Genomic DNA, 21,347 nt, shown 5'->3' with positions numbered 1-21,347 from the left:
GTCTGGGCGCTTGATGCGGACCTGGCAGCGGCGTTCGACCGGATCGACCATGCTCGCCTTCTACAGGCAATTGGCCACTTTCCTGCCAAAAGGATTGTCGCCGACTGGCTGAAGGCGGGAGTATTCGAAACCGGTAAGGGGTTCACTCCCACCGAGGAGGGAACGCCCCAAGGCGGTGTAATTTCTCCTCTGCTGATGAACGTCGCACTGCACGGCCTAGAGGAAGCCGCTGGAGTTCGCTATGTCGTCAACGGCGCTCAAGCCGGTGATACGAAAAAGGACTCCCCGGTATTGGTCCGCTACGCCGACGATATGGTCGTGCTCTGTCACAGCCAGGAACAGGCACTCCAGACCAAGGCGAAACTGGCGGAGTGGCTGGCGCCCCGAGGGCTTGTCTTCAACGAGGACAAGACGAAAATCGTTCACCTGCGAGACGGGTTCGATTTCCTCGGGTTCAACGTCCGCCGCTACCGCCACAAATTGCTGATCAAGCCGAGCAAAGCGACTGTCGGGCGCCTCCGGAAAAGACTCGCGGAGGAGATGCGCACCTTGCGCGGATCGAACGCGATGGCAGTCGTTGCCAAGCTCAACCCCATCATCAGGGGGTGGGCGGCCTATTACCGGGGCGTGGTGTCGTCCAAGATGTTCAGCTCCCTCGACAACTACCTGTGGAGGCTGCAATACAAATGGACAACTTGGACGCATCCCCACAAGCCGAAGAGCTGGATCGTCAATCAGTACTTCGGTAAACGCAACAAGTTCAGGAATGACCGATGGGTGTTCGGTGCCCCTGGCACCCCTGCCTACGTCACGAAGTTCTCCTGGACTGACATTGTCGGCGACGGGTGAAACGAGGACCACGGACGGCGGATCAAAAGCGGGTCACTGCGTGATCTCTTGATCATCCTGACTTCACTGGTACGGGAGTCAGGAGGAAAGAGGTGATCGGCGTGGAGGACTGGGCCGAGATTCGCCGGCTGCACCGGGCCGAGGGTCTGTCGGCACGGGCCGTGGCCCGGCAACTGGGGATCTCCCGGGGCACCGTGGCACGGGCCCTGGCCTCGGACCGGCCGCCGGTCTACCAGCGCCCTCTGAAGGGATCGGCGGTCGACGTCTTCGAGCCGGCCATCCGCGAGCTGCTGAAGCAGACGCCGACGATGCCGGCCACGGTGATCGCCGAGCGGATCGGCTGGACACGCGGGCTGACCATCCTCAAGGAACGCGTCCGCGAGCTGCGGCCCGCCTACCTTCCCGTGGATCCCGTCTCGCGGACCGTCTACCAGCCGGGCGAGCTCGCCCAGTGCGATCTGTGGTTCCCGCCGACGGACATCCCGCTGGGTTACGGGCAGACGGGACGCCCTCCGGTGCTGGTCATGGTGGCGGGCTATTCACGGATGATCACGGCTCGGATGCTGCCGTCCCGGACCACCGCCGACCTGATCGACGGGCACTGGCGGCTGCTGTCCGGCTGGCAGGCCGTCCCGAAGATGTTGGTCTGGGACAACGAGAGCGGCGTCGGCCAGGGAAAGCTGACCTCGGAGTTCGCGGCCTTCGCCGGCCTGCTCGCGATCAGGATCCGCCTCTGCCGGCCCCGCGACCCGGAGGCGAAAGGCCTGGTGGAGCGGGTGAACGGCTATCTGGAGACCAGCTTCCTGCCCGGCCGCACGTTCGCCGGACCGGGCGACTTCAACACCCAGCTCACGGCATGGCTGCAGATCGCCAACCGTCGACACCACCGCACGATCGGCTGCCGGCCCGCCGAACGCTGGGAAGCCGACCGGGGCGCGATGCTCACCCTGCCCCCGGCGAGGGCGAACAGGACCGTTGACCGGGCCTGGCCGGGTTGGATCCCGAGGTTGATCAGCGTTGGCCGAGACGGCCGGCGCTGATGTGTTGGCCAGGGCGTTGCCCTGGGAAGAGCCAGGGCGTCTGGTCGGCGTGTCCGATCACTGTGTAGGGGCGGCGGGTTGCGATCAGGTCGAGGTCGAGTGCGGCGAGTGGTTCGGGCAGGACGGGTCGGGGCGGTCCCCAGTTGGACGCAGACCTGGCCGTTCGCCTCGCTGAGCTGGTCGACGGTGAGGGTGCTGATCGTGCTGAGCCGTTGCGCGTCGAAGAGCGGGAGTAGTCCGGCGACCCGGTCGGCTGTGGGCAGTGTTGCGTCGGGGAGGAGTCTGCGGGCATCGTCCCACCGGCCTTCGGAGTCGTGGGGGCCGACCGGGCCCGGCCAGCGCTCGGCGCCGAAGGTCAGCCGCTTTGCCAGCCGACGGAAGAACCGGCAGGTCCACCTCCAGCACCGTGGCCAGGGCAGGTGATCCGAAACCGCTGCCGCGGGAACGGGGTTTGTGGCGGATCGTGAGCCATCGCCGCATTTCAGAGGAACGCCCACCGCTGTTCTGCCGGCGGCAGAACAGCGGCCCGATCGGACTCGACGATCACTACAGTCCAGTCGCATGGCGACGATTACCACGCGCACGGTCGAGTACCCGGCCGACGGTCTGACGATGATCGGGCACCTCGCACTCCCGGCCGGAGTCGATCGCCGGCCCGCGGTGCTGCTCGGGCCGGAGGGCATGGGGCTCAGCGACGTCGAGCGCCGCCGGGCCGATGCTCTCGCCGAGCTGGGATACGTAGCGCTGGCCTTCGACCTTCACGGCGGGCGCTATTTGGGTGACCCCGAGGAGATGCTGGCCCGTTGCATGCCGCTGCTCGCCAACCCCGACCGGATGCGGGGCATCGGTCATGCGGCGCTCGACGTGTTGCGCGCCGAGCCGCGGACCGACCCCGACCGGATCGCCGCCATCGGCTACGGCACCGGGGGCGCCGTCGGGCTGGAACTCGGGCGCGACGGCGTCAACCTGCGCGCGATCGGGACAGTCAACGCGCTGACCACGGGCCGACCGGGCGAGGCGGCGCGCATTCGCTGCCCGGTGTGGGCCGGGGTCGGGTCGGAAGACCCGATCATGCCGCCCGCGCAACGGGGCGCGTTCACCGCCGAGATGCAGGCCGCGGGCGTCGACTGGCGCCTCGTGGTCTACGGCGGCGCCTTGCACGCCTTCCACCACCCGCCGGTCGACCACCCCGTGGTCCCCGGCGTCGGCTACCACCCACGGCACGCGCAGCGAGCCTGGCACGACGTCGTCGACCTGCTCGCCGAGTGCCTGACCGCAACGGAGTGATCCGGTCGACAACCGCGATTCCGGGCCGCGGACCAGGCCCGTCGACGCCACCGGCTCCGGTGGCCTCACCCTCGACACGGTCAGCGGCTGGCGGGATCGGCCTGCCGCCCGGGCCCGTGGGGAGGTGCGGGCAGCCGAACGAGGTCCGGCGTATCGGGAGCAAGGCCGGGGTCTCGGGTTCTGCCACGCCAAGGGCAACGGGCGCCATCGCCACAGGTCACGCGGACCGCTCCCAGCTGCCGACTGCCTGATGCCTGATGCCTGATGCCTGATGCCAACGTTCTCGGCTTCGGCCCCCGTTCGATTCCGAACCGGGGCAAACGCCGGTCGGACTTTTGAGTACAGCCCGGTACAGCACGCTGTACATCGTTCCATTGGGCAGCATCAGCCGGGCACTGCCGCACTGAACGACGTGCTTCCAGCGCAACGCGATCCGCACAGCGGTCCGTTCGGGGACCGTGATGCTGAACTCCTCCGCGAACAGGTGTGTACTGCCGATGGCAACGGACAGGGTCCGCTGCAGCTCGGCTTCGACGGCCGCCTTCGCCGACAGCCATACGAGGGTCGCCCCCACCCCGCCGTTCACGGTCTTGCTACGGCTCTCGTCCAGGGTCACGGTGCGCGTCCACTCGCGGCTGGCCTTCAAACTGCGCGTCACGGGGCAGGGCTTGGTCACGACGGGCAGGGGTCACAACGGGCAGGGGTCACGACGGGCATGGTCACGATACGAATAACCCCCCTGCCCACCGGCGCCCCGGCCCGCCATCATGATCAACCGTGTCCCCCTACCCCGAGCCGCCCGCCGCGGCGTCCGCCGACAGGCCCGTCCACGGTTCGCCGTGCCCGCGCTGCGTCGCCCCCCTGACCGACGACCCGCGCTTCCTCCTCTGGTGCCCGGCCTGCGACTGGAACCTCGTGCCCGGCGAGGACGCCGCCCCCGGGCCCACCCGGCGCGAGCGGGCCGCGGTCGCCCGCGCCGACCGGCTCTACGAGGAGCAGGCCGCCGGGGGCGACTCCCCCACCGCCCGCCGGGACTGGCTGCTGGCCTCCGCCGCGGCCGGGGTGGTCCACCTCGTCACCCTCGGCACCTTCGCCCTGGCGCTCTGGCTGCTGATCACCGGGACCGTCGTGCAGCGCTGTGTCGGCGCGGTGGTGCTGGTGATCGCGGTGACCCTGCGCCCGCGGCTCGGCCGGCTGCCGAAGGACGCGGGCGTGCTCGACCGTGCCGGGGCGCCGGCCCTGTACGGGCTGGCCGACCGGGTGGCCGCCGAGGTCGGCGCCCGCCCGGTGGACGTCATCCAGGTCACCGACGAGTTCAACGCCTCGTACGGGCTGGTCGGGCTGCGCCGCCGGTCGGTGCTGCGGCTTGGCCTGCCGCTGTGGGAGGTACTGGACGACCGCGAGCGGACAGCCCTGCTCGGCCACGAGTTCGGCCACCGGGTCAACGGCGACCGCCGGCGCTCGTTCTGGCTGTACAGCGCCGTCTCGGCGCTCTGGGCCTGGTACGACATGGCCCGCCCGGGCCACGACGGGCCGGGCGTGGGCCGGGACGAGGTCTCGATGCTGGTACGGCTCGGCGCGGTGTTCGGCCGGCTGGTGCTGCGGGGCGTCGCCTGGGTGCTGCACCAGGGGCTGGTGCTGTTCGACCGGCTCACTTCCCGGGCCGGCCAGCAGGCCGAGTACCACTCGGACGTGCTCGCCGCCCGGGTGGCGGGTGGCGAGGCGGCCCGGGGCATGCTCGCGGCGCTGCTGCTGCCCGGCTCGGTGGACACCGCGATCCACCAGATCCGGGCCGAGGAGCGCGGACGGCCCCGGATCGGCCGCGCCCGGAGCCGCCGGACCGAGGACGCGCCCGCGCCGCCCGCGCCGGACCTGCTCTGGGAGCGGGTGCGCGAGCACCTCGCCTCCGTCCCCGCCGTCGAGCGGGAGCGCCTGCTGCGGCTCAGTGCTCGTGACCGGTCCGCCGTGGACGGCTCCCACCCGCCGACCCACCTGCGGATCGCCCTGGCCGCCCGCGCCGGGGACGGGGACGCCGCCGTCACCGTCACCGCCGCCGAGGGCGCCTCGATCGCCGCCGAGCTGGCGCCGCACCGCGCCCGGATCGCCGCCGGGCTGCTGGCCGGCTGACGAGGCGGGCCGGCGGCGGAGCCACCTCCCTGGCCCACCAGGACAACCGTTGCGCACGGCCATAACCGGCCTGGACGGCCCCGACGACTCGGACTGGATCTTCCGTCACGCTATTGAAGCCGGGCGCGAGGACGCCCTGTACGTCGACTACGTGACAGACGAGAACGGGGACGGGTGGTGGACGACACCTGCTACTGGGGACGACCTGGGACCGGTGCTGGTGCATGAAGCCATCGAGGTCGCCCTCGCACTGGACCAGAGTGGAGCGACGTCACGGCGCGGCTTGGACATCGTCGGGGAGGTCTGGGGGCCGATCGAGATCGAGGCCTCCGCCCACTGGGGTGTGATCGAGGAAGCCAACAGGTGCGTCGTCGGCCGCTCGCACGACGCAGGCCTGTGGCGGGGGCGGCACCACAAAACGTCACATTCGGCTAGCACTTCACTCCTGGAACTTCCCGCTCGGGGGACTCGACCTGAAGCGCAACAAGCGTGACGTGGACGACCTGAAGGCCCTTCGTGAAGAGCGCAACGAAGCTGCCCTCGCCCGCGAGGCCGGGTACTGGTAGCGCGGCCGACTCCGGCGGCAACACCGGTTCCGCCGGTCAGTCGGGGGCCGGGAGCGCGGCGAGGGAGCGGTGGGTGCGCGGGTGCGGTCCTACTCAAGGGCCTGGGTCGAGGCGGGTGTTGACGTTGTCGAGGCCGGTGTGGAGACGGTGGACACCGGGCCGATCGCCACCGTCTGGCCGCTGCGGCGGGCCCGGGAGCATGGCGACGAGGCGTTCGGCGGCGGCGGTCTCCGGCTCGGTGTTGAACTCCTTGGCCCACAGTTGGTCGGCCTGCCCGTAGCTGGCGGTGACCGCGTCGGCCAGGGCCCGGCGGGAGGCGTGCTTGAGCTGCGGGCCGTCGGCGATCTCCCCGTCCGGTTCCGGCCGGGTGATGACGGCCAGGGTGCGGCTTGTGCCCGCAGAGGCCGTGTGCGGATGACCCCGTGTGGCTTCGAGGTGGCGGAGTTTCTCATGCGTCGTCGGGGCGGGGCGTCCCTTCGGCAGAGCGTTCTCCATCGGCTACGGCGACGCGGACGTGCTGGTTTGGCGGCGTCGTCCACGTGCAGTCAGATGACTGATGTGCGCAGGCGATGCGGTGCAGGAGGGTGGGAGGGCCGATCGGCTGAGGAACGCCGAGGGCGCGGGACGTGCGACGGCCGCGATGTCGGCGGCCGACCGGAGCACGCCCGTCGAGGATCCGCGTCCACCGACGCGGATCCCCCTTGATCAAGGACTAATGACATGCATTTGACACATTCGCGGCGCCCGGCGTTCGGCCGGAACCTGCGGACCAGGCTCACCGCCCTGCTCATTGCCATCGTCGCCGGCGTGGTGACCCTGGTCTCCGGCGCGGGCGCGGCCCGCGCCAACACCGGCGACTACCACGTCGCCCACTGCTGGGTGAACATGAGCGGCGAGTGGCAGAACCCCGGCCAGATCTCCAAGGACTGGGGCACCTTCCTGCAGAGTCTGCGCAACGCCTCCGGGAGCCGCTGGAACGGCGAGACCTACATGACGCAGGGCTCCAACTCGGTGTCGCTGATCCGGGCCGACCTGAACGCCGTCAACGGCGGTGGCCGCCAGATGACGCTGCGGCTCTGGTTCACTCCGGACAACCTGTACCTGCGCGGCTTCACGACGACCCCCGTCGACGCCCGGCCCGGCGACGGGGACATCACCTACGCGTTCAACGACGAGGGGTTCAACCTCGGCCGGACCATGGACGCCCTGCGCAACGGCCCCGACGGCGGACTGCTCCCGCCGGCCACCTACCGCAGCCTGTCCTACGACGGCAGCTACCCGCAGATGGCACGGCCGCAGGCGCAGGGCGGCCCGGGCGTGAACCGTGACGAAACCGGCATGAGCTACAGCTCACTGATGAACTCCGTCTTCCAGCTGGCCTACCTTGCGCGCGGCACCGAGCAGAACGGCGAAAGCCAGTTCCAGGCCACCGCCAGGTCCCTCCTGCGCTTGATCCAGGTGACGGCCGAGGCCGCCCGGCTCCGCGACGTACAGGGCATCGTGATCCAGATGATGGCGAACCACAACATGGCGTACACCATGCCCGCCCGCCAGCAGGAGCTGGAGAACGGCTGGAGCGCGCTCTCCCGGTACGCGGCCGCAGGCCAGAACGGTGGCGGCCTGAACGTCGGCCCGCACGTGCCCCACGTGGAGAACGTCGCCCGCGCCCTGGCGTACCTGGCGCTGGCGCTCGCCCCGACGGTCAAGGGCCGATAACAGGGCGTAGGAGCTCCGCGAACCCACCCCTGGGAGGAAGTCGGCCCGGGCCGGCTTTCCTCCCAGGGGCTTGTTGCTGAGGAGCTTGAACGAGACCGGGACCGGAGCGGGCAGCACTGGATGAGGGCATCGTTCATGGCGATCATCCTGGCCGACGGCCGCACGGTGCACGGCGCCCTGCTCGTCAGCCCGTAGGCGCCGCGTTGGAGGCTCGGCCACGATCGCCGCACGGCCTTCGCCACGACCGCCGCCGGGTGCGCGGTTGGCCGCGCTGCCTTCCCTCAGTGTTGCGAGGCGCCGCGTTTGGCCAGTTCGAGGAGCAGTTCCAGGTCGTGTGCGGCCTCGGCGGCGCACGCGGCGCTGGCCAGCAGCAGTGCGGGGATGCCGGCGAGTGGCAGTGCGCGGCTGCGCAGCGGTGGGGCGAGGAGAGCGGCGACCCGGCGCGGTACGGGGCCCGGTCCGGCTGGGGAGAAGCGGCCCAGGATGCCCAGGGCGGCGGCGGGGATCCAGCGGCGGGTGCGGGTGCGTCGGGAGGCCAGGGCGGCTTTGCCCACGGTGTGGGCGACCTGGCGGCGGTCGCCGATGGCGGTGGCGGCGCTCTCGTCGGCCCAGCGTTCGATGGTGTAGGTGACGGTGTCGGCGAGGGGCCGTAGCAGCGGGTTGGCGGTGGCGGCCAGTTGGGCGACCGCGACGAAGAGGTAGTGGTGGTGGGCCAGGTGGGCTCGCTCGTGGGCGAGCAGGACGTGGTGCTCGTCGGGGTCGAGGGCCGCCAGCATGCCGGTGGAGACGACGATGCGGCCGGGCAGCCCGGGGATGGCGTACGCCTCGGCGGCCGGGTCGTCGACGACGACCAGCTGATCGCGTCCGGGTAGGCAGGCGGCTTCCGCGGCGGCGGCGGCCAGCGTGCGGACTCGGCGCCACAGCAGCACCGCGGTCGCGGTGGTGGCCGTGGCCAGCAGGGCAGCGGCGAGCAGGCCGACCGACAGTGCGGCCGGGTCGTGGTGCTGGGCCGCCTGTGCCGACCAGTGACCCTGCGCCAGCCGGGCGAGAGCGGGGAAGCGGATCAGTGCGGTGATCGCGAGCATGCCCAGGACCAGGCTGCTCGCGGCTGCCAGGGCCACTGCGCCCACGGTCAGCAGCCAGGTGGCCAGGCGGGGCGGGAGTCGTTCGCCCAGCGGCCTGGCCGCCAGGGCGGCCAGCAGCGGGAAGAGCAGCGGCAGGTAGACGGCGACGTACATCGGGGCGGCCCTACTGTCCCGGGTCCAGCAGCTTGCGCAGCAGTTCCTCGTCGTCGTCGGAGAGGTCGTCGACGAAGCGGGTCAGGACGGCTTCGCGATCCGTTCTGCCCTCCAGGACCTGGCGCATCTGGCGGGCGGCGAGTCCGGAGTCGTCGGCGACGGGGACGTAGGCGAAGGTCCGTCCGCGCCGGGTGCGTTCGAGCAGGCCCTTGGCGTGCAGCCGCGACATGGCGGTGACGACGGTGGTGTGGGCGAGATCGCCGCCGAGCACTTCCCTGACCTCGCCGGGGCTCAGCGCCTCGGGGGCGGCGTGCTGCAACGCGCGGAGGACGTCGGCCTCCAGCTCGCCCCTGGCCCGGCCGCCCTTGGGCGGGGTGGGTTCGTCCATGGTCACGGACCCGGTCACCTCCTGCGCTATCTTCTACGAACTCGTAGAAGTTCTACGTGTTCGTAGAAGCTATCTGCCTGCCCCGAGTCTGCCATGCCCGCAAACGAGTGCGCAGGCCGCGCAGCGAAACCCAGGAGGATGAGCGTGAGCACAGCAACGGCGGTCCCCGCCCCGCACCAGGCCATCGCGGCCCGCGCCGAGAGCCTCACCAAGGCGTACGGCAGCGGGGAGACCTGCGTGGTGGCGTTGGACGCGGTCGAGGTCTCGGTGCAGCGCGGCGAGTTCGTCGCGATCATGGGCCCGTCCGGCTCCGGCAAGTCGACGCTCATGCACTGCCTGGCCGGCCTGGACACCGCGACCGCTGGGCAGATCTGGATCGGCGAGACCGAGGTCACCCGGTTCAAGGACAAGCACCTGACCCAGCTTCGCCGGGACAAGATCGGCTTCATCTTCCAGGCGTTCAACCTGCTCCCGACACTCACCGCACTGGAGAACATCACGCTGCCGATGGACATCGCGAGCCGCAGGCCCGACCCGGCGTGGCTGGACACGGTGATCGACACCGTCGGCCTGCGCGAGCGCCTGGGGCACCGGCCCAGCGAGCTGTCGGGCGGTCAGCAGCAGCGCGTCGCCTGCGCGCGGGCGCTGGCGAGCCGACCGGAGATCATCTTCGCGGACGAGCCGACCGGCAACCTCGACTCCCGCGCCGGCGCCGAGATCCTGGCCTTCCTGCGCCGCAGCGTGGACGACCTCGGGCAGACCATCGTGATGGTCACCCACGACCCGGTCGCCGCCGCCCACGCCGACCGCGTCGTCTTCCTCGCCGACGGCCGGATCGTGGACGAGCTCGCGGAGCCGACGGCCGACTCGGTACTCGACCGGATGCGGCAGTTCGACGGCGCCGGACGCAGGAGCTGACGGACCGTGATCAAGGCAAGTCTGCGCAACTTCCTCGCCCACAAGGGCCGCATGGCCCTGTCCACCCTCGCCGTCCTGCTCGGGGTCGCGTTCGTCTCCGGCACCCTGGTCTTCTCCGACACCATCAACCTCGCATTCACCGGCATCTCCAGCTCCACCGCCGCCGATGTGACGATCAAGCCCAAGCAGGCGTTCACCCCCGAGATCGAGGACCGCGCCCTGTCCGGCGAGATCCCCACCCTGCCCGCATCCGTCGTGGCCAAGGTCGCCGCCGTCCCGGGTGTGCAGGCCGCACACGGCCAGGTCAGCCTGCAGAACCTCACCGTCGTCGGCAAGGACAACAAGCCGGTCGGCCCCACCACCGGCGCACCCACCCTCGGCCAGAACTGGTACGACAACCCGCAGGTCCGCCTCGTCCAGGGCAACGCCCCCACCAAGGCCGGCGAGCTGGTCATCGACCAGGCCAGCGCCCAGCACAAGGGTGTCCACCTCGGGGACGCGCTGCACGTGCTCACCCCGACCGGCTCCACCCCGGCGACCGTCGTCGGCATCGTCACCTTCAGCACCGGCAACCCCGGCGTCACGATGGTCTACGTCGACACCGCCACCGCCCAGCAGGCCCTGCTCGGCAAGCCCGGCCAGTTCACCACCGTCACCGCCGACACCGCCCCCGGCACCACCCACACCACCGCCCAGCAGCGCATCCACGCCGCACTCGGCGACGGCTTCTCCATCGCCACGAAGGAGGAGCAGGCCCAGTCCGCCGCCCAGCAGGTCAGCTCCTTCCTCAGCGTCGTCACCTACGCGCTGCTCGGCTTCGCCGGCCTCGCGGTGCTGGTCGGGATCTTCCTGATCCTCAACACCTTCTCCATGCTGGTCGCCCAGCGCACCCGCGAACTCGGACTGCTCCGCGCGCTCGGGGCCGGGCGCCGCCAGGTCACCCGCTCGGTGCTCACCGAGGCACTCCTGCTCGGCGTCGTCGGCTCGACGCTGGGCCTGGGCGCCGGAATCGGCCTGGCCGCGCTACTGAAGAGCCTGATCAGCAGCTTCGGCGTGGACCTGTCCGGCACCGCACTGGTCATCAACCCGCTCACCCCGGCCGCTGCTTACGGCGTCGGCGTGCTCGTCACGCTGGTCGCCGCCTACCTGCCGGCCCGCCGCGCCGCCCGCATCTCCCCGATGGCCGCCCTGCGCGAGGCCGCCACCCCGCCCGTCGCACCGCTGGGCCGCCGAACGGCCCTGGGCACCGTGCTGTTGCCGGCCGGCCTTGGCCTGCTGTACGGCGCCGCCACCCACCACGCCACACTGATCACAGCCGCCGGCCTGCTCGGCGGCGGCATCGTCGCCTCGCTGGTCGCCCTGGTCGTCCTGGGCCCGGCGCTCTCACGGCTCGTCGTGCACGGCCTCGGCGCCCCGTTCCCGAAGCTGTTCGGCGCGGTCGGCCGCATCAGCCGCCTCAACGCGGTGCGCAACCCGCGCCGCACGGGCGCCACCGCGGGCGCGCTGATGATCAGCCTGTCGCTGGTCGGCGCGATCGCCGTCCTGGCCGCCTCGCTGACCACGTCCATCAACCGCGACGTGGACAACACCTTCGGCGCCGACTACGTGCTGACCGGCAACGGCCAGCAGCCCATCGGCCACGAAGTCACCGCCAAGGTCCACGCGATCCCCGGCGTCCAGGCCGTCACCCGCCGGCGCTACGCCGTCGCCCACCTGGGCGGCTTCCAACTCGTGCTCTCGGGTGTCGATGTCGCCACCGTCGACCGGGCTGTCAAGCCGCAGTACGTCGCCGGTTCCACCGCCGACGTCGCGGCCGGCAAGGTGATGGTCGACGAGACGACCGCGAAGGCCGACGGTCTGCGGATCGGCTCCCCGGTCGAGCTGCACTTCCTCAACGGCAACGTGGGCACCCTCACCGTCGGCGCGATCGCCAAGCCCCCGGCGGGCGCGGGCAAGGACGGCGGCAGCTGGGAAGTCTCCCTGGACACCCTCGGCACGTACGCCCCCGAGGCCCAGGACTTCACCCTTTACCTCAACACCGCACCCGGCGCCGACAAGAAACAGGTTCAGACCGCCCTCGACACCGCCCTGGCCGGCTACCCACAGGTCACCGTGCAGAGCCAGGCCGACTACAAGAACCAGATCACCGGCCAGGTCAACACCGTCCTCTACCTGGTCTACGCGCTGCTGGCGCTGGCCATCCTGATCGCGGTCCTCGGGGTCATCAACACCCTCGCCCTGTCCGTGGTCGAGCGCACCCGCGAGATCGGCCTGCTCCGCGCCGTCGGCACCTCCCGCCGACAGATCGGCCGGATGATCCGACTGGAGTCGGTGCTGATCGCCGTCCACGGCGCGCTGCTCGGCCTCGCACTCGGGCTCGCGTGGGGCATCGCCGGGCAGAAGGTCCTCACCCTGTACGGGGTCACCGCACTCAGCATCCCGTGGACCACCATCCTCGCCGTCCTCGCCGGATCGGCACTCGCCGGCCTGGCAGCGGCGATCCTGCCCGCGATGAAGGCCGCCCGGACCAAGGTCCTGACCGCCATCGCCACCGCATAGACCGGCCCCCGGCCTTCGGCCGGGAGGCACCCCCAGGACGGCGGCGCGGAACCCCCCGGACCCGCGCCGCCGCCCGGCATACCGCCCTTGCGTCCTCCGGTACGGTGCCGAGGACTCGTGCCCCGCCCCGTCCTCCTCGGCGGACTGATCGCCTTCGCCGTCGCCTCGGCCGGACCATGGGCGCCGCCGAACTCCCGCAGCTCCAGCAGCGAGCCCTCCTTCCCGCCGACCGAACCCCTGGCACGACCAGCACAGGCGCAGCGAGGCGTTCGCCGTGCGGGCAGTCGGCTCGGGAAGGAGGCCTTGCGGCCGGCCCCGGACACCTCCGCGCAGTCTGCGGCACCGGAGTTGTCTGTGGGGGTGCGTATCGTCCGGGGCAGCAGGTGTCACAGAAGTGAGAAGGAAGAGGCGGGGATGGACGAGGTCAGGCCGCAGACGCGCGAGTACCTCGACGGACTGTTCACACCGGGCCTGCGGATCGGCGGCGATGCGCACACCCCGTACAGCTGGATCGAGATCGCCGAGGTGCAGGAGGTCGCCGCGATCCGGCTGCCGAGCGGCCGGTTGGTCGTCGACTCGCCCTGGATCGCCGGGCCGCCGCGCGAGCTCGCGTTGCGCGTCCCGCCCGGTGAGTACCCGGTGGACGTCTCCTGGGCCGACTGGCCCCACCTCTCGGACGGCTACTACAACGAGTACCGGGAGTGCGCCGCGACGCGCCTGCGCGTGCGCGACGAGCCGGTGGTCACCTGGGTCCTCGCCCTCGGCGTGGGCGAGGACCCGGCCCTGCGCGCTGCCGGCGCCGGGTTCGCGGCGGAGGAGACCATGGGCTGCTTCGCCGACGCCACCGCCTGGCAACCGCTGACCGAACCCTTCCGCCGCTGCCTGACGGACGTGGCCGACGTCGGCTTCGGCTGCCCGGCACCCGGGCGGGACACCGAATCCCTCTGCGAGGACTACTTCGAACTCGCCCGCGACGAGGAACGCCGGGCCGACCTGCTGACCTTCGGCGTCCCGGAAGGCTGGGGCCAGGTCTGGACGGGCCGTGCCCGCGAGGGCGAGATAGCGGTGATCGTCATACCGGGCCCGGTGCCCACCAGCCCGTGGGACTGAAACCGCCTGACGGGGCTTCTTCTCTTCTCCTGCCGCTGCTCGCAGGCGGCGCGGTCGTCCGGGTCGTCCGGGTCGTCCAGGGCGTCGAGCAGGGAGTACCGACCGGCACGGCGTCAGCGGCCTGCCACGGGTCGCATCCGGCGGCGCAGCGCCCCGTGGTGGCGTGAGCGGGGGCGATCGCCTGCCTCAACGGAAGGCGTCGGCGTTCTCCGAAGCCCACTGCCGAAACGGGCGGGCCGGGGTTCCGGTGACCTCTGAAACCGTGTCGCGCACCATCAGCAGCTCCTCGTTGACGTCTCCACCCGTGACGTCGAGCACCGCGTCCGCGTTGTCGGACCCGAAGACCGCGGCCATCTGTGAGTGGGCCTGCTGACGGCTGATTTCGGCGAAGGGCACCTCCCGGCCCAGTGTTGCGGCGATGGCCTCGACCTGCTGTCGGGCGCTGACCGGCGCTGGACCGGTCATGGCGTATGTGCGTCCGTGATGGCCGTACTCGGTCAGTGCCACCCGTGCCACGGCCGCGATGTCCGCAGGGTGGATGGTCGGCAGTGCGGTCTCCGCGAACGGCGCACGGACGGTTTCGTGGCCACGGATGGTGGCCGCCCACATCAACGCGTTGGAGGCGAACTGTGTCGGCCGCAGGATCGTCCAGGCCATACCGCTTGCCTTGAGCAGTTGCTCGACCGCCAGGTTCTCGGCGGCGGCGCCGAGGTGCGGGTGGGTCTGGACGGTGATGGAGGACACCAGGACGACGTGCTCCACACCCGCCGCGCGGGCGGCGTCGAGGATGTCGGCGTCCGGGCCCAGGCGCGAGACGAGAAACAGCGAGCGCACCCCTTCCAGCGCGGGCTTCAACGACGCCGGCTCCGCGAAGTCGCCCTCCGCGGCCTCGACACCGTCCGGGAAGACGGCTTGTGCGGCATCCCGGGTAAGCCCTCTCAGCGGCCCGACGCCACGTGTGTGCAGCTCCTTCAGCAGGGCACTGCCGATGTTTCCGGTGGCTCCGGTCACGAGGATCACGAGCGGGTTTCCCTTCGTCAGATGATCAAGTGAGTGACACGCTAGAACCTCAAGCTCGCTTGAAGTCAACAGAACGTCTGGCATCCCCAGTTGGGGGCTGGCGGATCGAGCGGGCCGGCCTGATCCAGGGGGACCGCGGGCACGGAACGATCTACGACCCGCTGGGCCCGGAGGGTGAGGGCTTCCCGATGCGGCCCGGCGGCACGCCCGTCTACCTGCTCTCCCGCGAGGACAACCCCAGGGTGCCGGTAGCGGTCCTGGTGCATCCGGGGGAGACCGTCCCGGTCCGGACGGATGACTGCGGCGACAGTATGGGGACCCCGTCCGGACTGGCCGTGATACACGCGAACTCCAGCAGGACCTGGATCGAACCGGGCACCGGGATGCTCAAGCGCGCCTGGGCCGCCCTGCACGCGCGCGCCGCCGAGGGCGACAGCCGGAGGCTGGACAGACTCCGCAAGAAGCTCCAGGACGCGTCGGTGGACCCGGCCGACTGGCCGGTGGAGCCGGTCGAAGGCGACTTCGCCGACGACTGGCTGATGATCCCGGACGAGGACGGCACCGGCACCGTGCTGGGCATCCTGGCCGACCCGGACGGCTCCAACACCACCGGGTGCCTGGACGCCGACGGCAACACCGTGGCAACCCTGCTCATCCTCAGCTAGCCGGCGCCCGGACAGGCACGGCGCGGGCGACCCTGCGGCCGCACCCCATCCGGCGGCGCCATGGTGGAGCGGTCGCTCATCGCACTCCGATCAGGCCGGGACCGGCGGTGGCCGGGCTTCCGTCGTGACCCTGGGTGCCGGGCGCTGCCGCAGGGATGGCGTTCGAACCCAGGGCATGGTTCGCCCACCGCAACCGGTCGGAGGCCCCGCCGCAACCGCCCGCCGCTCGGCCGGAGGTCACCCTGTGTCATGGAGACCCGTCGAGTTGTCAGGTTGTGGCCCGGGTGAAAGCATGAGAAGGGCCCTCTTCCATCGAGGGAGGTCCACGATGACCACCCCAGCCAACAGCGGCGGATCCGACAACGGCCCAGGCGACAAGCCGGACCGGACCCCGGACCGGACCAAGGACATCCACGGTCCGCAGGATCCGCTGGTCGACAGATTCCGCCCGGACCCGGCCCACGCGCCCGTCCGAGGACTCACCCTCAAAGGCTTCCTCGGCGACAGCGACCGCGAAGGACACCGGCGGCTGTACCTGACGAAGAACCTCGACTACTACGTCGAATTCGCCACCGAGGACGTCATCGACAGCACCGGTATTCCGCCGGACCGGCCTCCTTTCGTCGGAACGGAGGCAACCGAGGTCACGCTGAGGGAAGGAGCCCAGGTCAGCTACACCCACAGCGCCCCGGTCCGCCCGTCGGACGACTTCGACCTCGACGTCCGCCGGATGAGCCGGGCGGGCCCGAGGGGCCCACAGCGCGGCCGAGGGCCAACACCACGGGAGTCACCAGCCGCCCTGGCGCGTCGTGCGGCCGGCCGCTTCGCTCCGCAGGAGGGCTGCACGTGCGGCGCCCCCTGTGGCCAGCAGACAATCGAGTTCGTCTCCTGCGCTTCGTGCGAAGACACCTGCGTCTCGTGCGACGGGACCTGCGACCAGACCTGTCCGCAGTCCTGCAACGGCACCTGTGACGACACCTGCCAGTTCACCTGCGCTCCCACGTGCGCTCCCACGTGCGAGACCTGCTTCACCTGCAACACCTGCGGGGAAACCAGCTGCACCGTGTGCTGTGAATTTCTGACCGGCGTGGCCTGCGGCTGACGGTCGCTCGCCCGGCGTGTCACCGCGCCGGCCGCCTCGCCGTTCGTAGCCGGTCCGCTCCGAGGGAGACCACATGCCGCGACGCGAACTCGCCGATGCGACAAACGCTTTCGGCGCGACAGGCCGTTCCGGTTCGCCGACGGCCGACGGGCGCGCCCCGGAGCCGCGCCCCTGGCGCAGCGTGCTCGACGGCGACCAGCGGGCGGCCGCGCTCGCCGCCGCCGATGCCGCCGCCGAGCGCTGCGTGGATCGCGCCCGCATCTGCGAGGCGCTGGCCGGTGCCGCCCGTCAGACCCGCCTCCCCCGGACGATCGGCTGGCTCTCCCCCGGGGTGGCCGGGGGAGACGCCGGAATCGCGCTACTGTGCGCGTACCTCGACCGGTGTCGGCCGGGCCAGGGGTGGGACGAGACCGGCCACCGCTTCCTCGTCACCGGGCTCGACGGCATCGGGCAGGATCCCGCGCGGATCGGCTCCGGCCTCTACAGCGGGCTCGGCGGCACGGCGTTCGCCGTCGCCGCGCTCAGCCGCGACGGCACGCGCTACCGCCGTGCGCTCGGTGCCCTCGACGACGAACTGGTGCCCCGCGCACAGCTCATGGCCGCGCGGCTCGCCGAGGGCCGCCACGGTCGGCCGGTGAGCGACTTCGACCTGGTCTCCGGGGCGAGCGGACTGGCCGCCGGCCTGCTGCCGCGCGATCCGCACGGCGCGCTCGCCGACCTGCTCGGCGCGCTGGTCCACCTGGCCGCGCCGAACGGCGCGACGCCGCGCTGGGCCACGCCGGAGGACCAGCTCGGGGACCCCGCGACGCGGCCCATCTACCCGTACGGCAACCTCAACTGCGGGCTGGCGCACGGGATTCCCGGCCCCCTGGCGATCCTCGCCCTGGCCCTGCGGGCCGGCCGTGAGGCACCCGGCCAGGCGGCGGCGGTCCGCTACCTGGCCGACTGGCTGACCGCGCACCGCCTCGACGACGCGTGGGGCATCAACTGGCCGTCGGCCATCCCGCTGCCGGCGGCGCCCGGACGACCCCCGCCGCCGGACCCCGGCCCGGCGCGCAGCTCCTGGTGCTACGGCAGCCCCGGGATCGCGCGGGCACTCTGGCACGCCGGCGAGGCCTTGGACGACGGACGGCTGCGCGACGTCGCCGTCGAGGCCGTCACCCGCGTGCTGGAGCGGCCCGACACCGCCCGCCAGCTCGCCTCGCCCACGTTCTGCCACGGCGTCGCCGGACTGCTCCAGGTGGTACTGCGCTTCGCCCACGACACCGGCCTGCCGCAGTTCACCGCCGGGGCCGAGCAGTTGGTCGACCAGCTGCTCGATCACTTCGATCCCGACCGTCCGCTCGGGTACGCCGCGGTGGAACCGGCCGGCAACCGGGTGGACTCGCCCGGCCTACTCGACGGAGCCCCCGGCGTGGTCATGGTCCTGCTGGCCGCCGCAACCGACACCGAGCCCACCTGGGACCGGTTCTTCCTGCTGTCATGACGGTCAACGACCCTGAGCACCGCCGCCGCGCGCAGCCGATCTACCGGCCGCTGGACTGGGCGGTGGTGCGGGCACCGCTGCTCCCGGTGGACGCGCTCGCCACCGTCGGCGCGGCCACCGGCGGCGACACCCTGATGCCCGACGCGCCGCAGGTCCGCCTCGCCGTCGAGGTGGCCAGCCGTGACCTCGCCGCCGCCCTGCACCGCACCCGCCCCGACGACCCGGAAGCTCGGCGGGTTCGCCGCAAACTGACGCGCTACCTGATCCGCATGTGCACCAGGCCGACGCCCTTCGGTGTCTTCGCCGGCGTCGGCCTGGCCCGCTGGAGCGACCACACCGATCTGGCGCTCGGGCCGTACCCGCCGCGCACCCGCACCCGGCCGGACATGGCCTGGCTACTCGGGCTCATCCACCGGCTGGAGGAGGAGCCGGAGATCCGCGCCGGCCTGCGGCTGGTCACCAACGAGGCGGTCGTCCTGCGCGGCGAGCGCGCCCTGCTCCGCGACGCCGAAGCCGACGGCGCGGCGGACACCGTCTCGGTCCGGCTGACCCCGGCCGTACAGCAGGTGCTGGAGACGGCGCGACACCCGGTCGCGGCGGACGACCTGGCGGCCGGGCTCGCCGGGCTGGCGGGCGCGACCCCCGACAAGGCGGCCGGGCTGGTCGAACGGCTGCGGGCCCAGGGCTTCCTCCAGACCGATCTCCGACCGCCCCTCACCAACGGCGACCCCGCCACCCACGTCCGCGAGCGGTTGGCCGCCGTCCCCGGTGCGCGGGAGCTGGCCGCCGGGCTCGACCACCTGTCCCGGGACCTCGCCCGGTGGGACGCCCTCCCGCTCGACGCACGGGTCCGACCCTGGGCTGACCTGCTGGAACGCGCCGACGGGCTGCACCCGGCGGCGCCCGGAGACCCCGTCCTCCAGACCGACCTGGCCCTTCCCCTGGCCGGCCGGGGCCTGAACGCCGAGGTGGCGGCGGAGGCGGCCCGCGCCGCCGAGCTGCTGCTCCGGCTGAGTCCCCTCCCGGCCGGTCCGCCCCGCCTGGAGTCCTACCGGCGGGCGTTCCTGAGCCGTTACGGGGCGGAGCGCCGGGTTCCCCTGCTGGACCTGCTGGACCCGGACGTGGGGCTCGGACCCCCGACCGACTCGTCGGCCCACCAGCGCTCGACCCCGCAGCCGCCGCAGCGCAACCGGCTGCTGCTCGGCCTGGCCCTCGCCGCCAACCGGGAGCACCGCCAGAGCGTCGACCTGACCGACGAGCAGATCGAGGCACTCACCGTGTCCCGGCCCGATCCGGCCGCCTGCCCGCTCTCACTGGAGCTCGCGCTGTTCGTCACCGCCGCTTCGCCCGCCGCCCTGGACGCCGGCGAGTTCCGGCTGGTCGTCGGCCCCAACCTCGGCGCCCCGGCCGCCGGCCGTCACCTCGGCCGGTTCGCCGACCTGCTCGGCCCGGAGGCCCGTACCGCCCTCGACGAGATCGCCCGGGCCGAGCAGGAGGCCAGCCCCGACACGCTCTTCGCCGAGGTCGTCTACCTGCCGCGCCGGGCGCGCTTTGCCAACGTCGCGATCCGGCCGGCGGTCCGGACCCACGAGATCGTGCTCGGCACCGGGCCCGGGGTGCCGCACCGGGACGCCATCCCGCTGCGCGAGCTGGTCGTGGGCCTGCACGAGGGCCGGTTCAGCGTCGAGTGGCCCGCCGCCGCCGCCCGGATCACCGGGGTGCAGGGCCACATGCTCAACAGCATGGGCGCACCCGCCCCGGTCCGCTTCCTGCTGGACGCCGCCGCCGACGGGCGCTGCCAGCCCTCGCTGTTCTCCTGGGGCCCGGCGAACGGCTTCCCGTTCCTGCCCCGGGTCCAGTACGGCCGCACCGTGCTCGCCCTCGCGCAGTGGCGGCTCGACGCGGCCGACCTGCCCACCGGCGCGGGCGAGGAGTTCACGGCCGCGCTGTCGGCCTGGCGGCAGCGGTGGGCCGTCCCGCACCTGGTCTACCTGTGCGTCGGCGACAACCGCCTGCTGCTCGACCTCGCCGACCGCGACCAGGTCGAGGTGGCGCGCGAGGAACTGCGGGCCCTGCGCGGCACGCAGGCGCTGCAGTTCCAGGAGGCGTTGCCGCAGCCGCAGGACGCCTGGCTGCCCGGGCCGGACGGCCGCCACATCTGCGAGCTCGTCGTTCCGCTGGTGCGCGCGCGGGCCGCGGCCGTGGATCCGGCAGGGCTCGACGGGCACCCGGCTGGTCACGCGCACGCGGCCGCCGCGGTGACGTCGGCCGCCGACACCGTGGCGGCGGGCACCCGGTTCCGGCCGCCCGGAAGTGACTGGCTGTACCTCAAGCTCTACGGCAGCCCCTGGCAGCAGGACGAGCTGATCGCGGGACCGCTGCGCACCTTCGCCGAGTTCGCCACCGCCGCCGGACTGGCCGACAACTGGTTCTTCATCCGCTACTCGGACACGGACAGCCACCTGCGGATCCGCTTCCACGGCGAGCGGTCCGCCCTGCTCGGCCCGCTGATGGACCAGGCCTGCCGCTGGGCGGAAGACCTGCTGGCGACCGGGGCCGCCACCAGGCTCGCCTTCGACACCTACGAGCGGGAGGTCGAACGCTATGGCGGCAACGACGGGGTACGGGTGGCCGAGGAGGTCTTCGGCGCGGACAGCACCTCGGTCGCCTGGCTGCTCCAGGCGGGCGAGGAGGAGGAAATCCCGCTCGACCGCACGGCGTTGGCGGTGAGCAGCGTCGACGACCTGCTCGACACCCTGGGCCTGTCCGAGCCGGAACGGCTGGCGTTCCTGCGCGGCGCCGCCGAGACCACCCGCGAGGGCGGCGACGAGTACCGGCGCCGCGGCAACGACCTGCGCCTGGCCCTCGCCGGTCCGGACCGGCCCGACACCGAGGTCCTGCGCCTGCTGCTGGCGCAGCGCCGCGCCGCCCTCGCCCCAGCGGCCGCCCTGCTCGCCGCACTGCGCCAGGACGGCAGGCTGCGGCGCAGCCACGGCGCGCTGTGCCGCAGCTACGTCCACATGCACCTCAACCGGCTCGGCCTGGGCCCGGCGGGCGACGGCGAAGGGCTGGTCCTCGAACTGCTGCGCCGCACCCGCGAGGGCCTGGCCAAAGCACCCGTCACTTGACGGCCGGGCGGCCGCCGCGGGTCGGTTCCCGGTGCGTGCCGCGTCGCGCAGCCTGGCTTCCGGCCGTTGGTGCTCGGCTTCGTGTTCGGCCTGATCCCGGGCGTCGAGGCGGGCCCGGGTGCGGGTGCGGTACTCGGTGGTTGGGCCT

General features: G+C 72.2%; 17 protein-coding genes and 1 pseudogene. 13 read left to right on the top strand and 5 right to left on the bottom strand.

What is annotated here, in order from left to right; all coding sequences use genetic code 11:
- From ACZ52J_RS35615 to ACZ52J_RS35605, 3 genes and pseudogenes are all read left to right on the top strand, one after another.
- On the top strand, window positions 1-849 hold an 849-nt coding region (locus ACZ52J_RS35615; protein WP_465624726.1), incomplete at its 5' end, for a reverse transcriptase domain-containing protein.
- 92 nt (window positions 850-941) lie between these two features.
- Window positions 942-1,802, top strand: a pseudogene (gene istA, locus ACZ52J_RS35610) (IS21 family transposase); the annotation flags it as partial.
- A 648-nt stretch (window positions 1,803-2,450) separates the two neighbouring features.
- Window positions 2,451-3,176, top strand: coding sequence for a dienelactone hydrolase family protein (locus ACZ52J_RS35605; protein ID WP_465624724.1), 726 nt, complete (start codon window positions 2,451-2,453; stop codon window positions 3,174-3,176).
- A 217-nt stretch (window positions 3,177-3,393) separates the two neighbouring features.
- Here the strand turns inward: ACZ52J_RS35605 and ACZ52J_RS35600 are convergent, their stop codons facing one another.
- The gene (locus ACZ52J_RS35600; protein WP_465624722.1) at window positions 3,394-3,792 is read right to left on the bottom strand and encodes a hypothetical protein; all 399 of its coding nucleotides are present in this window, start codon (window positions 3,790-3,792) and stop codon (window positions 3,394-3,396) included.
- Window positions 3,793-3,953: 161 nt separating this feature from the next.
- On the opposite strand from ACZ52J_RS35600, the gene ACZ52J_RS35595 reads away from it, so the two are divergent.
- Both ACZ52J_RS35595 and ACZ52J_RS35590 read left to right on the top strand, forming a co-directional pair.
- Window positions 3,954-5,303 (top strand): M48 family metallopeptidase, encoded by a 1,350-nt coding sequence (locus tag ACZ52J_RS35595; RefSeq protein ID WP_465624720.1) that lies wholly within the window; start codon window positions 3,954-3,956, stop codon window positions 5,301-5,303.
- 49 nt (window positions 5,304-5,352) lie between these two features.
- Window positions 5,353-5,796, top strand: coding sequence for a hypothetical protein (locus ACZ52J_RS35590; RefSeq protein WP_465624718.1), 444 nt, complete (start codon window positions 5,353-5,355; stop codon window positions 5,794-5,796).
- 166 nt (window positions 5,797-5,962) lie between these two features.
- Here the strand turns inward: ACZ52J_RS35590 and ACZ52J_RS35585 are convergent, their stop codons facing one another.
- Complete coding sequence (locus ACZ52J_RS35585) at window positions 5,963-6,364, bottom strand: hypothetical protein (protein WP_465624716.1); 402 nt, start codon at window positions 6,362-6,364, stop codon at window positions 5,963-5,965.
- Between the two features lie 225 nt (window positions 6,365-6,589).
- Between ACZ52J_RS35585 and ACZ52J_RS35580 the strand changes: the two genes are divergently transcribed.
- Window positions 6,590-7,585, top strand: coding sequence for a ribosome-inactivating family protein (locus ACZ52J_RS35580; RefSeq protein WP_465624714.1), 996 nt, complete (start codon window positions 6,590-6,592; stop codon window positions 7,583-7,585).
- Window positions 7,586-7,866: 281 nt separating this feature from the next.
- Here ACZ52J_RS35580 and ACZ52J_RS35575 read toward each other — a convergent pair whose 3' ends face one another.
- Complete coding sequence (locus ACZ52J_RS35575; protein ID WP_465624712.1) at window positions 7,867-8,823, bottom strand: M56 family metallopeptidase; 957 nt, start codon at window positions 8,821-8,823, stop codon at window positions 7,867-7,869.
- A 10-nt stretch (window positions 8,824-8,833) separates the two neighbouring features.
- Window positions 8,834-9,211, bottom strand: a complete 378-nt coding sequence (locus ACZ52J_RS35570; protein WP_465624734.1) for a BlaI/MecI/CopY family transcriptional regulator — start codon at window positions 9,209-9,211, stop codon at window positions 8,834-8,836.
- A 138-nt stretch (window positions 9,212-9,349) separates the two neighbouring features.
- Between ACZ52J_RS35570 and ACZ52J_RS35565 the strand changes: the two genes are divergently transcribed.
- From ACZ52J_RS35565 to ACZ52J_RS35555, 3 genes are all read left to right on the top strand, one after another.
- Window positions 9,350-10,129, top strand: coding sequence for an ABC transporter ATP-binding protein (locus tag ACZ52J_RS35565; protein WP_465624710.1), 780 nt, complete (start codon window positions 9,350-9,352; stop codon window positions 10,127-10,129).
- A 6-nt stretch (window positions 10,130-10,135) separates the two neighbouring features.
- Window positions 10,136-12,688, top strand: coding sequence for an ABC transporter permease (locus ACZ52J_RS35560; RefSeq protein ID WP_465624708.1), 2,553 nt, complete (start codon window positions 10,136-10,138; stop codon window positions 12,686-12,688).
- Between the two features lie 414 nt (window positions 12,689-13,102).
- Window positions 13,103-13,798 (top strand): DUF4241 domain-containing protein, encoded by a 696-nt coding sequence (locus tag ACZ52J_RS35555; protein ID WP_465624706.1) that lies wholly within the window; start codon window positions 13,103-13,105, stop codon window positions 13,796-13,798.
- A gap of 186 nt (window positions 13,799-13,984) precedes the next feature.
- On the opposite strand, the gene ACZ52J_RS35550 is transcribed toward ACZ52J_RS35555, so the two are convergent.
- Window positions 13,985-14,818, bottom strand: a complete 834-nt coding sequence (locus ACZ52J_RS35550) for an NAD(P)H-binding protein (RefSeq protein ID WP_465624732.1) — start codon at window positions 14,816-14,818, stop codon at window positions 13,985-13,987.
- Window positions 14,819-14,877: 59 nt separating this feature from the next.
- Here ACZ52J_RS35550 and ACZ52J_RS35545 point away from each other — a divergent pair, with 59 nt between their 5' ends.
- The 4 genes from ACZ52J_RS35545 (at window position 14,878) to ACZ52J_RS35530 (ending at window position 21,199) form a co-directional block, all read left to right on the top strand.
- Window positions 14,878-15,483, top strand: coding sequence for a hypothetical protein (locus ACZ52J_RS35545; RefSeq protein ID WP_465624704.1), 606 nt, complete (start codon window positions 14,878-14,880; stop codon window positions 15,481-15,483).
- 328 nt (window positions 15,484-15,811) lie between these two features.
- Complete coding sequence (locus ACZ52J_RS35540; protein WP_465624702.1) at window positions 15,812-16,585, top strand: hypothetical protein; 774 nt, start codon at window positions 15,812-15,814, stop codon at window positions 16,583-16,585.
- 73 nt (window positions 16,586-16,658) lie between these two features.
- A complete protein-coding gene (locus ACZ52J_RS35535; RefSeq protein ID WP_465624700.1) occupies window positions 16,659-18,071 on the top strand; it encodes a lanthionine synthetase C family protein in 1,413 nt (470 codons plus the stop codon).
- Window positions 18,068-21,199, top strand: a complete 3,132-nt coding sequence (locus tag ACZ52J_RS35530; RefSeq protein WP_465624698.1) for a lantibiotic dehydratase — start codon at window positions 18,068-18,070, stop codon at window positions 21,197-21,199. Before ACZ52J_RS35535 ends, ACZ52J_RS35530 begins: the two co-directional genes overlap by 4 nt.
- The last annotated feature ends 148 nt before the right edge of the window (window positions 21,200-21,347 follow it).

Source organism: Kitasatospora sp. NPDC034035, assembly GCF_055575755.1.
This window is presented reverse-complemented; position numbering and strand designations above follow the sequence as displayed.

Excerpts from the sequence above, each read along its gene's own strand:
- ACZ52J_RS35605 (WP_465624724.1), top strand. The coding sequence starts at position 2,451 with ATGGCGACGATTACCACGCGCACGGTCGAGTACCCGGCCGACGGTCTG.
- ACZ52J_RS35585 (WP_465624716.1), bottom strand. The coding sequence starts at position 6,364 with ATGGAGAACGCTCTGCCGAAGGGACGCCCCGCCCCGACGACGCATGAG.
- ACZ52J_RS35580 (WP_465624714.1), top strand. The coding sequence starts at position 6,590 with ATGCATTTGACACATTCGCGGCGCCCGGCGTTCGGCCGGAACCTGCGG.
- ACZ52J_RS35575 (WP_465624712.1), bottom strand. The coding sequence starts at position 8,823 with ATGTACGTCGCCGTCTACCTGCCGCTGCTCTTCCCGCTGCTGGCCGCC.
- ACZ52J_RS35570 (WP_465624734.1), bottom strand. The coding sequence starts at position 9,211 with ATGGACGAACCCACCCCGCCCAAGGGCGGCCGGGCCAGGGGCGAGCTG.
- ACZ52J_RS35565 (WP_465624710.1), top strand. The coding sequence starts at position 9,350 with ATGAGCGTGAGCACAGCAACGGCGGTCCCCGCCCCGCACCAGGCCATC.
- ACZ52J_RS35555 (WP_465624706.1), top strand. The coding sequence starts at position 13,103 with ATGGACGAGGTCAGGCCGCAGACGCGCGAGTACCTCGACGGACTGTTC.
- ACZ52J_RS35540 (WP_465624702.1), top strand. The coding sequence starts at position 15,812 with ATGACCACCCCAGCCAACAGCGGCGGATCCGACAACGGCCCAGGCGAC.
- ACZ52J_RS35535 (WP_465624700.1), top strand. The coding sequence starts at position 16,659 with ATGCCGCGACGCGAACTCGCCGATGCGACAAACGCTTTCGGCGCGACA.
- ACZ52J_RS35530 (WP_465624698.1), top strand. The coding sequence starts at position 18,068 with ATGACGGTCAACGACCCTGAGCACCGCCGCCGCGCGCAGCCGATCTAC.